Below are 13,236 nucleotides of genomic sequence, written 5' to 3' on the forward strand. Positions count from 1 at the left end.
GCTGGAGATCCGGCGGGGGCCCGCGTGCCCCGGCGGGTCCCCACCGCCGTTCGAGGGGCGCTCAACTTTCCGGTGTGACCCTCCCGGGGCGGCCCTGGCGCCAGGCCATGTGCCGTTTCGGAAGGAGTCCTGCGCATGACGCACACCAGCCTGGATGTCAGCACCCCGGCCGGAATCATCCGGCTGAGCAACGCGTTCTGCGACGCGAAGGCGCTGCTGACCGCCGTCGAACTGGGCCTGTTCACCACCCTCGACGAGAAGGGCCCCCAGTCCCAGGAGGAGATCCGCAAGGAGCTGGGTCTGCACGGCCGCGGGCTGAGCGACTGGCTCAACCTGCTGGCGGCCCTGGGCCTGCTCACCCGCGAGGAGGGCGGCAGGTTCGGCAACGCCGAGGGCGCCGGCACCTATCTGGTGCGCGGCAAGCACACCTACGTCGGCGGCTTCCTGGAGCGCTCCAACCGCAACCTCTACCCCGCCTGGGGGAAGCTGTCCGAGGCGCTGCGCACCGGTCAGCAGCAGTCCGGCAGCGACTTCGAGGAAGTCACCAGGAACCCGCACATCCTGCGGCAGTTCGTCGGCATGATGGACGCCCTCACCCATGTCGTGGGCCCCGAGCTGGTGGGGAAGTTCGACTGGAGCGGCTACAGCTCCGTACTGGACGTCGGCGGCGCCCGCGGCAACCTGTGCTCCATCATCGTCAAGGCCCAGCCGCACCTGGCAGGGCACGTCTTCGACCTGCCGCCGATGGAGCCGCTGTTCGACGAGAAGGTCGCCGAGTACGGGCTGACCGGCAAGGTCACCTTCCACGGCGGCAGCTTCTTCACCGACCCGCTGCCCAGCGCCGACGTCGTCAACCTCGGGCACGTGCTGCACGACTGGGACGAGAAGCAGCGCGGCGAACTGATCGCCAAGGCGTACCAGGCCGTCAACCCCGGCGGCGCGCTGCTGATCTACGACCGGATGCTGGACGACGAGCCGGACCACGTCGAGAACCTCGTCATCAGCCTCGACATGCTGCTGGTCACCGACGGCGGTTCGGAGTACCCGGTCTCGGAGGCCGTCGCGCACGCCGAGCGCGCCGGGTTCGCCTCGACCGAGGTGCTGCCGCTGAGCGACTACGACACGCTCGTGATCTGCCGCAAGGCCGGCTGAGCGGGCCGCCCGAGAAGAGGAGTCCCAACCCATGAGCGATACCCCGCAGGCCCCGCAGCAGGTTCCGGTACTGGTCGTGGGAGGCGCGGTGACAGGGCTGTCCACCGCGGTGTTCCTCGGCTGGCACGGCATCCGCTCGCTCGTCGTCGAACGCCACCCCGACACCCTCAGCCACCCGCGCTCGCGCGGCGTCAACCCGCGCACGGTCGAGCTGTACCGGCAGGTCGGGCTGGAGGGCCCCATCTGGTCCGAGGCCAGCCTGGCCACCGACTTCAGCAAGCTGCTGATGATCCGTGCCGAGACCCTGGCCGGCCCCGAGATGTTCAGCGGCCCCACCGACCAGCCCGACCCCACCGGCGGCGTCAGCCCCTGCGAGTGGGCACCGATCGACCAGGACCGGCTCGAACATCTGCTGCGCGGCCGCGCCGCCGAACTGGGCGCCGAGCTGGCCTTCGGCACCGAGCTGGTCTCCTTCACCCAGTCCGAGGACGGGGTCACCGCCGTCCTGAGGGACACCGCGAGCGGCCAGGAGCGCACGGTACACGCCGCCTACCTCGTCGCGGCCGACGGCAGCCGCAGCCCCATCCGCCAGGAGCTGGGCATCGTCGCGGACGGGCCCGGCGAGTTCGCCACCACGCTCTCTGTGCTCTTCGAGGCCGACCTGAGCCAGGCGGCACGCGGCCGCGACGTCGGCGTCTGCTACCTGGACAAGCCCGCGCCCTCCACCATCCTGTTCGCGCACGACGGCAAACAGCGCTGGATCTTCGCCACCGCCATGCCCGAGGGCGAGACACTGGAGACCATCACCGAACAGCAGGCGATCGAGCTGGTGCGCGCCGCCATCGGCCAGCCCGACCTGGAGGTACGGATCGTGCCCCAGCTGCCGGCCGGCGGCGCCAAGTGGCTGAGCTTCATCATCGGCGCGCAGGTCGCCCGCGAGTACCGCAGGGGCCGGGTCTTCCTGGTCGGTGACGCCGCCCATCTGGTGCCGCCCACCGGCGGGTTCGGCGCCAGCCTCGGCATCCAGGACGCCAACAACCTGGCCTGGAAGCTGGCCGCGGTGCTCGACGGCGAGTCGGGGCCCGAACTACTGGACACCTACCAGACCGAGCGCCACCCGGTCGCCTGGATGACGCTCCAGCAGGCCCTCGGCATGATGCAGGAGCGCACCGGTCCGGACGGCGACGGTGAGGGCGAGGGCCCCGACCCCGCCGAGGCGTACAGCACCACCGTCTTCGGCTACCGCTACGGCGAAGGACCGCCGGTACCGCCGCAGGCCCTGCGCGGCGAGCCGGGCACCCGCGCCCCGCACATGGAACTCGACCGCGCGGGGGAGCGGATCTCCACCCTCGACCTGTACGGCCGGGCGCCCGTGCTCCTGACCGCCGAGCAGGGACAGACCTGGGTCGAGGCGGCAGCGGCGGTCGCAGCGGACACCGGTGTACGGCTGGACGCCCACCGGGTGGGCGGGCCCGGCGCCACGCTGGTGGCCGTCGACGGGCGGTCCGTTGCCGAGGTGTACGGCATCGGCGCCGACGGCGCCGTTCTCGTCCGTCCCGACGGGTTCGTGGCCTGGCGCTCCGAGGGCGCGGCAGCCGACCCGAAGGCGGTCCTGGGACAGGCGCTGCGCGAGCAGTATCCGCGCGGCTGAACGGCGCCCGGAACGCGGTGCGAACGGGTCCGGCAGCGGATGATGCTGCCGGACCCGTTCGCGTGCGCGGCCCCTTTCGCATGCGGTACGGCCGCCGTCCGGGCCAGGATGATCCCCATGGATGTCGCCGAACTCGTCCTCCGTTACGTCGAGGCCGTGATCTGGCCGCTGGTGACGCTCACGGTGGCCTGGTACCTGCGCTCGTACCTGCGGGAGGCCTTCGCCCGGATGACGCGGATCGAAACCCCGGCCGGAGCCATCGAGTTCGAGGCGGAGGCCAGGGTGCTGCGCGAGCGCGCCGAGGAGGTGGGGGAGCCGATTTCTCCGGAGCCGTACGGCGTGCCGCGGCCCCGGGGGACCCGGCGGCCCAGGCGGTTCCGTATGTCCGGACCACCTTCCCGGCAGCAGCCTCCTCCGCCCTCGCGGCCGGCCCCGGCCCCTTCCCCGGCACCGGAGCCGTTCCCGCTTCCCGAGCCTCCCCCGGGCAGCGCCCCGGCGGACTCCGAGCGTCCGCCGGAGCCCCGGCCACCGTCCGAGCCCCGGCCCGCCGGGCCACTGCCGCGAGCGACCCCCCGGGACTTCGAGGAGGCGTGGGAACTCCTCGGCTCCTCGCCCGTCGGGGCGCTGGCCGCCGCGTGGTCGGCGCTGACGGATCAGCTGGACGCCGCCCTGCCCGCTCCGCCCCATCCGTTCCCCGGCCGGGACGTGAGAGCGCTGCGGCGGCGACTGGTACTGACGGGCGCCCCGCCCGGCACCGTCACCGTCTTCGACGGGCTGCACCGGCTGCGTGAGGCGGCGGTACGCGACCTGACCCCGGTCACCGCTCGGGCGGCCCGGAACTACATCGCCGGCTGTGAACGTCTGATCGAGAGCGTCGCACCCACCCACTAGGGTGTGCGCGGCAGATCGGTCTCCGTCGTACTCAGGGGGAACTCGCATGACCAGCACGCCGAAAGCGCACAGCACCGACAAGGGAGCCATACGTGCTCCGCGGCGGAAGCTCCGCTCCTCGACCGTCGTACTCGGCAGCATGGGCGCCCTCGCGGTGGCGCTGTCCGGCTACTCGTCGGAGCCGGACCGGCGGTGCGTGGACCCCGACAGCTACGACGCGGTGCGCGGCTACCGCATCCTGCCTCCCAGCCAGTGCGAGACCGGCGGCACCGCGGCTGCGGCCAGGAACGCAGCATTTCCCGCCGCCGAGGGCGCCGAAGGGCGGGAGAACGTCTGGTACTACGGCGGCCGCGAGGCGAAGGGCCGGGCGAAGGACGGCACGTTCGTCCACGCGGCAGCCGTCGAACGGGCGGGCTTCGGCTGCGACGACGATGACGACGGGTACGGCAGCAGCAGCGGCGGTGGCAGCTACGGCGGCTGAACGGGCGCGGCCGACGAGAGGAGGGACCGCGTGGAACGCCACACCATCGACCCGCGCCCCGGCTGGCAGGAGACCGTCGAGGAGCAGGGCTGCATCTACCCGCTGACCCGGTACCCCGACGGCTCGCTGCGCCCGTACTGGGACGAGAGCGCCTACTACTCCTTCACCCTGCCCGAGGTGGAAGCCCTCGAGGAGGTCGTGGAGGAACTGCACGGCATGTGTCTGCGGGCCGCCGCGCACATCGTGGCGGAGAACCGGTTCGCCGACCTGGGCATCACCGACCGGGCGCTGGTGGACCGCGTCGCCGAGAGCTGGCGGCGGCGCGACGAACTGCCCAGCCTCTACGGCAGGTTCGACCTGCGCTACGACGGGTGCGGGGGGCCTGCCAAGCTGCTGGAGTACAACGCCGACACGCCCACCTCGCTGGTGGAGGCGGCCTCCCCGCAGTGGTTCTGGATGGAGGAGCGCTTTCCCGGCGCCGACCAGTGGAACTCGCTGCACGAGCGGCTGGTCGAGGTGTGGAAGAAGCAGGCGGCGCTGCTGCCGCCGGGCGCGCCCGTGCACTTCGCCCACTCGGCGCGCGACGAGCTGGGCGAGGATCTGATGACCGTCGCCTACCTCCAGGAGACGGCCGAGCAGGCCGGTCTGGAGACGGTCGCGATCCCCGTGGAGGAGATCGGCTGGGACCGGCTCTCGGGCCGGTTCGTCGACCAGCGGCTGAAGTTCGTCCGCGCCTGCTTCAAGCTCTACCCGTGGGAGTGGCTGGCCTCCGACCGGTTCGGCCCGCACGTGCTGGAGACCCTCGACAACGGGGGCGGCACGGGCACCACCATGTGGATCGAGCCGGCCTGGAAGATGCTGCTGTCCAACAAGGCGCTGCTGGCCATCCTGTGGGAGCTGTTCCCAGGCCACCCCAACCTGCTGCCCGCCTATCTGGACGGGCCGCGCGAGCTGGCCGGGACCACCGGCTGGGTGGCCAAGCCGCTGCTGGGCCGCGAGGGCGCGGGCGTCACCCTGCACGACCCGGGCACCGAGGCTTCGGTACGGGACGAGCCGTGCTGCTACCAGGCCCTGTGCCCGCTGCCGGACTTCGACGGCAACCGCACGGTGCTGGGCACCTGGGTGGTGGACGGTGAGGCGGCGGGACTGGGCATCCGGGAGTCCGCGGGGCTCGTCACGGACGAGTACGCGCGCTTCGTTCCGCACGTGATCCTCTAACCGGAACCGGAACCGGAACCGGCAGCAACACGAGCACTGGGCAGTACCGCAGCCACGACGCAAGGGTCCCGGCAGCTGCCGGGACCCTTGCGTCGTGGGGCCGGTTCGTGCTCCGCGGGGAGGCGGTGAGGGGGAACCGGCCGAAGGTCAGTCCTCCGTGACGCGGATGGACTTGGTGGGGCAGCCGCGGGCCGCGCGCCGCACCTCCTCGTGGAGCTCCCCCGAAGGGGTCTCGTCCAGCACGACGACCAGCCCGTCCTCGTCCTGGTCGAAGACGCCGGGCAGCCGGTAGACGCACAGGCTGCTGACCGCGCAGGTCTCGGAGTTCGCCGTCACTCGGAGCATCACCACTCCACGGGTATCTCGGTGAAGCCTTCCATGAACCCGCCCAGCGCACGCGGCAGTTCCTCGGCGGGTGCCGCGAGCCGGATGTCGGGGAAGCGCCGCAGCAGCGACTCGGTGGCCACCTGGAGCTCCATCCGGGCCAGCGCGGCGCCCACGCAGTAGTGGATGCCCGCGCCGAAGGTCATGTGGTGGTTCTCCTGGCGGCGGATGTCCAGCTCGAAGGGGTTGTCGAAGACCTCGGGGTCCATGTTGGCCCCCTCCTCCGACAGCAGCACACTGGTGCCCTTCTTGATGACCGAACCGTCCGAGAGCGGGATGTCCTCCACCGCGTACCGCATGGTGCCCACCGAGGAGCCCATGATCTGGGTACGCAGCAGCTCCTCCACGGTGGAGGGCACCAGCGACCAGTCCTCCTGGATCTGCCGCACCAGCTCCGGGTGGTGCAGCAGTACGGCGGTTCCGGTGCCGATCTGGCTGGCGGTGGTCACATAGCCGGCGATCAGCAGCCCCTGGCACCAGAAGTGCAGCTCGTGGTCGTTGAGCCGGTTGTCCTCCTCGTCGCGGACCCGGATCAGCTCGCTGACCAGGTCGTCACCGGGCTTCTCGCGCTTGGCGTCGATCAGGTCGCCCAGGTACTTCCACAGGTTCTGCCGGCACTGCCCGACCTCCTCGGGCGGCAGCTTGGTGACGGAAAGGAAGCCGTCCACATAGGCGCGGAACTGGTCGCGGTCCTCGGCCGGAACGCCCAGCAGCTTGCAGATCACCTTGATCGGCAGCGGGAACGCCAGCGCCTCGTTCAGCTCCACGGGCTGCGGCCCGGCTGCCATCTCGTCCAGCAGCTCGTCCGCGACCTGCTGCACATACGGCCGCAGCGCCTCGATCCGGCGCGCGGTGAACGCCTTGGTCACCAGGGAGCGCACCTGGGTGTGCTTGGGCGGGTCCGGGTCGATCTCCGGGTCCATGAACAGGTCGTTGTCCTTGGAGATCCGCGCACAGTCGGGCCGCGCGATGTTCCGGGACAGGCGCTTGTCGGCGAACAGGGCGCGCACGTCCTTGTACCGGGTCACCAGCGTCGCCACGTCCCCGCTCGGCAGTGTCACCTCCATCGCGGAGCTGCCGTGCACGTGCCGCAGCGCTTCGGGCACCTGCATGGGCGGGGTCCAGGCGAACGGATACCTGGGCGGGGTCTGAGTGCTCACGGTTGTCCCTCCGGGGTCGGTCGGTGATGGGGTGCCTGCTGCCGCGGCCGTCATACGGGCCACTCGGGGCGGGTCCAGGAGGCTTCGGCGAACGCCCACTCGTGGCGGACACCGGTACGGAAGTGCTCGATCAGCCGGTCCCGTTCGGCCGGTGAGGCCGTTTCGCCCAGCTCGTCGGCCAGCCCCAGGAATGCGCGCACCGCGTAGCGATAGCCCTCGCCCGGGTGGTAGATCCCGATCCACTCGGCGTACCGGGAGCCGGGCGTACGGCGCTCCAGCAGGTCGTCGGAGACCTGGTGGTTGAACCACACCATCGGCAGCAGCGCCCCGACGCCCGCGCCGAAGGAAGCGGCGCTGGAGGCGTTGAAGAACGCGCAGTGCGCATGGGTGACGGGGCCGGCCTCCGGCGGCTGGGTCGGCGGCTCGGGCAGGCCCATGCCCCCGGCCAGATCCGCGTACTTCTCCCGCAGCCGGTCGCGGGCCTCCAGGGTGCCGGTGATCGAGCGGCCCAGCAGCGCCGTGTGCGCGTCCCGCTCGGCGGCGGCCGCCGTACGGGCCAGCGCCCTCGCGTAGGCGGGCAGCAGCCGCCCGGTGTCCTGCTCGACGAAGTACGCCAGCGACTCGCCCGGCAGGGAGCCGTCCCGCAGCCCCGACCAGAACGGGTGTGCCAGCACCTTCTCCAGCACCGGCGCGGCCAGCTCCTTGAGCTGATCACTCAGCTTCATCTCGCCCTCTCCGTTCGCTCTCGCGGCATCTCGTTCTCACAGGTCCAGCCGGACGCGGTAGTGGCGCAGCCAGGCGTCGAGCTGGAGGACCATCTCGACGTTGCGGCGCTCGCCCCACCCGTCCACCGCGATCGGCCGGTCCTCGGCCGCCAGCTCCGCACAGGCGGGCCCGTCCAGCAGCGGCCGTACGGGGCTGGCCGGGTCGGCGACGACCGCGTTGAAGCGCCGCCGCAGCACCTGCCCGTAGTCCGGGTCCTGGGTGATGGGGAAGGGGCTCTTGCGGCGCTGGGTGACCGACTCGGGCAGCAGGTCGGCGACGGCCGAGCGCAGCACGCTCTTCTCCCGGCCGTCGGCCGTCTTCATCGCCCAGGGAATGTTGTAGACGTACTCGACCAGCCGGTGGTCGCAGTACGGCACCCGCAGCTCGAGTCCTACGGCCATGCTCAGCCGGTCGTCGCGGGAGAGCAGCAGCGGCAGCCAGCGCGTCAGATGCGCGTGCCCGACCCGCCGCATCACCCGCTCGGTCTCCGACTCGCCGGGCACGTCGGGCACTTCGGCGACCGTCTCCGACCAGCGCTGCGCCGAGTAGCCGGGTACGTCGATCTTGCGCAGCAGCCCCGGGTCCAGCAGCCCGGTGCTCATCCCGTGCGGCGCCACCCGCAGCCCCATCGTCACCCAGGGGAAGTTCGCGGTGTCCACCAGCGTCGGGTCGCGGAAGGACTGGTAGCCGCCGAACAGCTCGTCGGCGACCTCGCCCATCAGCGCCACCGTGGAGCGCTGCCGTACCGCGCGCAGCAGCAGATACAGCGAGCGGTCCATGTCGGGGATCGGCCGGGGCAGATCCTGGGCCCGCAGCGCGGCCGCGTCCACCACGTGGTCGGCCAGCTCGGCGGTACGCAGCACCACCGGCTCGTGGTCGGTGCCCACATGGCGGGCGACCTCGACCGCGTACGGGGCGTCCGGGTCCTCGTGCCAGAAGTCCTTGCGGAACCGCTCGGTGTGCCCCTCGAAGTCCACCGCGAAGGTACGCGGCCGCCCGGCCCCCGCGCGGGCCGCGAAGGCCGCCAGCGCGCTGGAGTCCACACCGCCCGACAGCAGCGTGCACAGCGGTACGTCGGCCACCAGATGGGAGCCGACCGACTCATCGAGCAGCCCCCGCACCGTCTCGACAGTGCGCTCGAGGGTGTCCGGGTGCTCGTGGTTGGGCAGCGACCAGTACCGCGACTCGCTCAGCACCGCACCGCCCGCGCCCTCCCGCAGCACCGCCGTGTGCCCGGCCGGCAGCTCCCGGATGCCCCGGTAGACGGCGTGCCCCGGTGTCGCGATGTAGGCCAGCAGCTCGGCCAGCCCCTCCGCGTCGACCACGCACTCCAGCGACGGGTGCGCCAGCAGCGCCTTGGGCTCGGAGCCGAAGAGGAGACCGTGCGCCGTGCGCGCGTAGTACAGCGGTTTGATGCCCAGCCGGTCCCGCGCCAGCAGCAGCTGCCTGCTGCGCGGGTCCCACACGGCGAACGCGAACATCCCGTCCAGCCGCCGCACGCACTCGGGGCCCCACTCCAGATAGGCCCGCAGTACCACCTCGGTGTCCCCGGCGGTACGGAACCGGTGACCCAGCGATGTCAGTCGAGCCCGCACCTCGCGGTAGTTGTAGATCTCGCCGTTGTGCACCAGGACCGCGAGGGTGCGCCCGTCGTGCTCGGCGGTCATCGGCTGGGTGGAGTCGTCCACATCGATCACGGCGAGCCTGCGGTGCCCCAGCGCGGCGTCCGCGTCCGTCCACACCGCCTCGTCGTCCGGGCCCCGGTTGGCCAGGGTGCCGGCCATGGTCCGTACGGTGCTGCCCTCCTCGCGCATCTCCCGCGCGAAGTCGATCCAGCCCGCTATGCCGCACATGCGACCACCCGCTTCTCCAGCTCGCCGACGACCACGGCGGGCGCGGGCTGCTCCAGCATGGCGTCCCGCAGCGCCCGCGCCGCCTCGCGCCGGGCCGCGCCCGCCGTACGGTCCAGCAGCCCGGCCGCCTCCTCGCGCAGCCGTTCCGCGCTCGCCTCGTCCCTGGTGAGCACCTCACCGGCACCGGTCGCCAGCACCCGCGCCGCGTGCCCTGCGTGATCCGGCAACTGCGGTACGAGCAGCAGCGGCAGCCCCGCGCGCAGCGAGGTGAGCACGGTGCCCGCACCGCCGTGCGCGACCACCAGGTCGGCGCCGCCCAGCAGCGTGTGCAGCGGAGCGTCGAGCACCACTCGCACATTGCCGCCCTCCGGCACCTGGCCCAGCAGGGGGCGCTGTGCCGAGGTCACCGCCAGCACCAGCTCCGCGTCCGGCAGCGCGGCCAGCGCCCGCGCGGCGTGCCCGGCCAGGAACAGCGCGGGGTCGAGCCGCGCCATGGTGTGCCCCCAGGTGACCACGATCCTGCGGCGGCCGCTGCGCGGCGGTGGCAGCGGTGGATCGGGCGGCGTTCCCGGCCCGTTGAACGGCACGTACCGCATCGGCACCCGGGGGTGCTCGGCCGGCGCCGGAGCCTGGAACCCCGGCGGGCACGGGTCGATGGTGAAGTCCCCGAACGGGTGGTAGCCCGCCGGGTCGACGCCCACCCGCTCGGCCAGCGGCGCCAGCGCGTCCGGCAGCAGCGGACGGGCCCGCGCCATCAGGTCGGCGCCGTAGAGCAGTCGTACGGCAGGGACCCCGGCCGCGGCCGCGGCCAGCGGTCCGGCCAGCGCCGTCGGTTCGGACACCACCACATCGGCACCCCACCCGCGGGCCGTCTCGGCCACCCCGTCGACCATCGAGTCGGCGTGTGCGGTGAACATCCGCAGCGCCCGCGGCCCCTTGCCGCCGCGCGGCGCCCGCTGGTCGCCCGTCGGGTCGTCCTTGCTGGGCAGCACATAGCCGCGCACCATGCCGACCCCGTCGACGTCCTTGCCGACGGCGGCACCCGGCAGTCCGGTCCGCTCGATCAGAGGGAGCAGCTCCGGCTGGCTGACGACCAGCACCTCGTGCCCCGCGCTGCGGCAGGCCCACGCCAGCGGGACCAGCGCGTACAGATGAGAGGGCCAGGCCCAGGTCGTGAACAGTACCCGCATCGCAGCCCCAACCCCTTCCGCCGCCAACATGACGAGGAAGACGGTGGCGCACCCGGCTAGGAGCCGGGTCGCCCTTCGCTAGAGCCTTGCGGCCCGCTCGGCACCGAACGTCGTGGCCGGGGACGTCTTCGATTCCGCCGGACCCTGCGCCGTGGCCGCTCGCCGTCGCGGCGGGATCTCCTGTTCGGCCGGCCCCAGCCCCAGCGGTGGCTCACACCACCCGGAAGTCCGCCATCATCGCCATGTCCTCGTGCTCCAGGTTGTGGCAGTGCAGCATGTAGCGCCCCCGGTAGCCGGAGAACCGTACGAGGACGTCCACGACCTCGTACGGCCGCACATCCACCGTGTCCTTCCACCCCGCGTCGGTCGCCAGCGGCGACTTCCCGCCCCGCGCCAGCACTTGGAAATGCGCCAGATGGACGTGGACGGGATGGTGGAAGTCGCTGGTGAAGCGCCACCGTTCGACGGTGTCCAGCCGGGGTGAGGCGAGCGGCGAGCCCGGATCGTACGGCTTGCCGTTGACGGTCCACATCGGCACGCCGTCGACCTGCTTGAGCCGGAAGTCGAACTGCCGCTCGGCGACGGCCTGTGCGGCCCGCAGCTTCCGTACGTCCGCCAGCCGCCTGGGCACCTCCGGCGCGCCGCCGCCGCGCTTCGGCCGCCGGGCCACCCGGAACCGCATCACGTCCCGGGTGCCGCCGGTGCCCAGCGTGTTGACGAGCCGCACCGTGGAGCCCACCGGGTAGGACCCGAAGTCGACGACGACATCGAACCGTTCGGCCGGCGAGACCGGCAGCGCCTCGTGCGAACGAGGCGCGTCCAGCAGCCCGCTGTCGCTGCCGACCTGCACGAACGCGGCACCCTCTCGCGGGCCGGGGTCGAGGGCGAGCCGGTAGCGGCGCGCGTTGGAGGCGTTCAGAATGCGGAAGCGGTACCGCTCGGCGCTCACCTCCAGCTCCGGCCAGGGCGCGCCGTTGACCAGGACGACGTCGCCGGTGACCCCCTCCATGTACTTCTCGCGCACTCCGGGCTCGCGGGTCAGCGAGGGGTCCAGCGACGGGTAGCGGAACGAACCGTCCTCCTCGAAGGCCCGGTCGCAGATCATCAGCGGGATGTCCCGGGTGTCCTCGGGGAGCGGCAGCCCGCTCTCCTCGTCGTCGTGTATCAGGAACATCCCCGCCAGCCCCCGCCACACCTGCGGGGCGCTGAAGTCCATCCGGTGATCGTGGTACCACAGCGTGGTGGCGGCCTGTTCGAGCGGGAAGACGTACTCCTTGTGGCCGCGCGAGACCGTCCACTCCGACGGCTTCACCATGCTGTGCTCGCTGTGCTTCCCGTGCCCGTGGCCCTTCCGCGGGTCCGGGAAGCCGGAGGGCAGCACCAGGTCGGTCGGGTGCCCGTCGAACTCGGGCTTCTGCACGCCGCCGTGCAGATGGGTCGAGGTCGGCACCGCGAGGGTGTTGCGCACCCGAAGCCGCAGCTCGCGGCCCGACTCGCCGACGAAGGTGGGCCCGGGGAACCGCCCGTCGTAGCCCCACACCTCCGTCCTCAGGCCTGGCAGGATCTCCTGGCGGGCCGCGCGCTGCTCCACCTCGTGGACGACGGCGCCGCCCCGGCTGCGCACCGGTTCGGCCACCGGCGGCACCGGCAGCGGCACCTTGAACGGCTCGGGCAGCCGCGCTGTGCTGCGCAGCAGCTCGCCGGAGACCTCGTCACCGGCGCCGGACGAGCCGCATCCGGCAGCCCCGCCCAGCGCGGCCGCGGCCCCCGCACCCCCGGCGAGGGCCAGGAAGCGGCGCCGGTCGAGCTCTGCGCGCACGGCGCCCGGCCTGCGGCGTGCCGCGCTCATCCACGCCTCCCGCGTCCGGGGCGGTGGCCGTACGACCAGTAGAGGAGAGCCGTGGAGGCGGCGACGAGGAGCACGCCGAGGGGGATGTGCAGCTGGAGTTCGCGCGCGTACCCCCAGCCGTCCTGCATGACGATGGCGAAGCTCAGCAGCACCGCCACTCCGATCGGCCACAGCGGTCCGCGTCCCGGCCGCCACACCAGCACCGTGGCCAGCACCTGGAACCAGCTGGTGATGCTGATGACGAACGAGTTGGCCTCGTGCAGGTCGAGCAGGTCCACATCGCCGCTGATGAACATGCCCGCCAGCACCGGCTGGATCAGCAGCAGCACGAAGAACAGCGTCGCCACGCACCGCAGCACCACGATCGGCCAGCGGCGCACCTTACGCGGCGCGGCGGCGGGGCTGTCCACCCTGGTGGCGGCGGGTGGCAGGGTCTCTCCCGGGGCGGGCCCGCGAGCGGCTTCCGGGGCGCCGGCGAGGCCCCCGTCGGGATTGTGTGCCATGGCGTGGTCTCCGGTGTCGGGGTCTCGACCGAGCGTAGGGAGGCGCCCTCGAGCAGGACTTGAGCCGTCTTTCCGCCGGCCGCCCGCCGACCGGGTCCGGAGCGTGCCTCGATCGGATGTCGAGCGCGGATGGTGACCG

12 protein-coding genes are annotated in these 13,236 nt (G+C 72.4%); 5 read left to right on the forward strand and 7 right to left on the reverse strand.

The genetic code is table 11. The annotated features are described in order from the left end of the window. Positions 1–135 precede the first annotated feature (135 nt). The 5 genes from HC362_RS25845 (at position 136) to HC362_RS25865 (ending at position 5,393) form a co-directional block, all read left to right on the forward strand. Positions 136–1,152, forward strand: a complete 1,017-nt coding sequence (locus HC362_RS25845; protein ID WP_243086546.1) for an acetylserotonin O-methyltransferase — start codon at positions 136–138, stop codon at positions 1,150–1,152. A 31-nt stretch (positions 1,153–1,183) separates the two neighbouring features. Continuing rightward, a complete protein-coding gene (locus HC362_RS25850) occupies positions 1,184–2,803 on the forward strand; it encodes an FAD-dependent monooxygenase (protein ID WP_243086547.1) in 1,620 nt (539 codons plus the stop codon). Between the two features lie 117 nt (positions 2,804–2,920). Beyond that, a complete protein-coding gene (locus HC362_RS25855) occupies positions 2,921–3,694 on the forward strand; it encodes a hypothetical protein (protein WP_243086548.1) in 774 nt (257 codons plus the stop codon). Between the two features lie 46 nt (positions 3,695–3,740). Further along, positions 3,741–4,175: a hypothetical protein gene (locus HC362_RS25860; RefSeq protein ID WP_243086549.1), complete on the forward strand. Its 435-nt coding sequence runs from the start codon at positions 3,741–3,743 to the stop codon at positions 4,173–4,175. Positions 4,176–4,205: 30 nt separating this feature from the next. Continuing rightward, positions 4,206–5,393, forward strand: a complete 1,188-nt coding sequence (locus tag HC362_RS25865; RefSeq protein ID WP_243086550.1) for a glutathionylspermidine synthase family protein — start codon at positions 4,206–4,208, stop codon at positions 5,391–5,393. A 147-nt stretch (positions 5,394–5,540) separates the two neighbouring features. On the opposite strand, the gene HC362_RS25870 is transcribed toward HC362_RS25865, so the two are convergent. The 7 genes from HC362_RS25870 to HC362_RS25900 form a co-directional block, all read right to left on the reverse strand. Further along, positions 5,541–5,738 (reverse strand): ferredoxin, encoded by a 198-nt coding sequence (locus tag HC362_RS25870; protein ID WP_243086551.1) that lies wholly within the window; start codon positions 5,736–5,738, stop codon positions 5,541–5,543. Next, positions 5,738–6,937 (reverse strand): cytochrome P450, encoded by a 1,200-nt coding sequence (locus tag HC362_RS25875; protein ID WP_209242364.1) that lies wholly within the window; start codon positions 6,935–6,937, stop codon positions 5,738–5,740. The genes HC362_RS25870 and HC362_RS25875 overlap by 1 nt, the downstream gene beginning before the upstream one ends. A gap of 50 nt (positions 6,938–6,987) precedes the next feature. Then, on the reverse strand, positions 6,988–7,662 hold the full coding sequence (locus tag HC362_RS25880) for a TenA family transcriptional regulator (protein ID WP_243086552.1): 675 nt from the start codon (positions 7,660–7,662) through the stop codon (positions 6,988–6,990). Between the two features lie 36 nt (positions 7,663–7,698). After that, positions 7,699–9,555, reverse strand: a complete 1,857-nt coding sequence (gene asnB, locus HC362_RS25885; protein ID WP_243086553.1) for an asparagine synthase (glutamine-hydrolyzing) — start codon at positions 9,553–9,555, stop codon at positions 7,699–7,701. Then, the gene (locus HC362_RS25890; protein WP_243086554.1) at positions 9,543–10,745 is read right to left on the reverse strand and encodes a nucleotide disphospho-sugar-binding domain-containing protein; all 1,203 of its coding nucleotides are present in this window, start codon (positions 10,743–10,745) and stop codon (positions 9,543–9,545) included. Before HC362_RS25890 ends, asnB begins: the two co-directional genes overlap by 13 nt. Positions 10,746–10,956: 211 nt before the next feature. Continuing rightward, positions 10,957–12,594, reverse strand: coding sequence for a multicopper oxidase family protein (locus HC362_RS25895; RefSeq protein ID WP_243086555.1), 1,638 nt, complete (start codon positions 12,592–12,594; stop codon positions 10,957–10,959). After that, on the reverse strand, positions 12,591–13,097 hold the full coding sequence (locus HC362_RS25900) for a hypothetical protein (protein ID WP_243086556.1): 507 nt from the start codon (positions 13,095–13,097) through the stop codon (positions 12,591–12,593). Before HC362_RS25900 ends, HC362_RS25895 begins: the two co-directional genes overlap by 4 nt. Positions 13,098–13,236 lie beyond the last annotated feature (139 nt).

This window comes from Streptomyces sp. 891-h, from assembly GCF_022760275.1.
Lineage (GTDB): Bacteria > Actinomycetota > Actinomycetes > Streptomycetales > Streptomycetaceae > Streptomyces > Streptomyces spirodelae.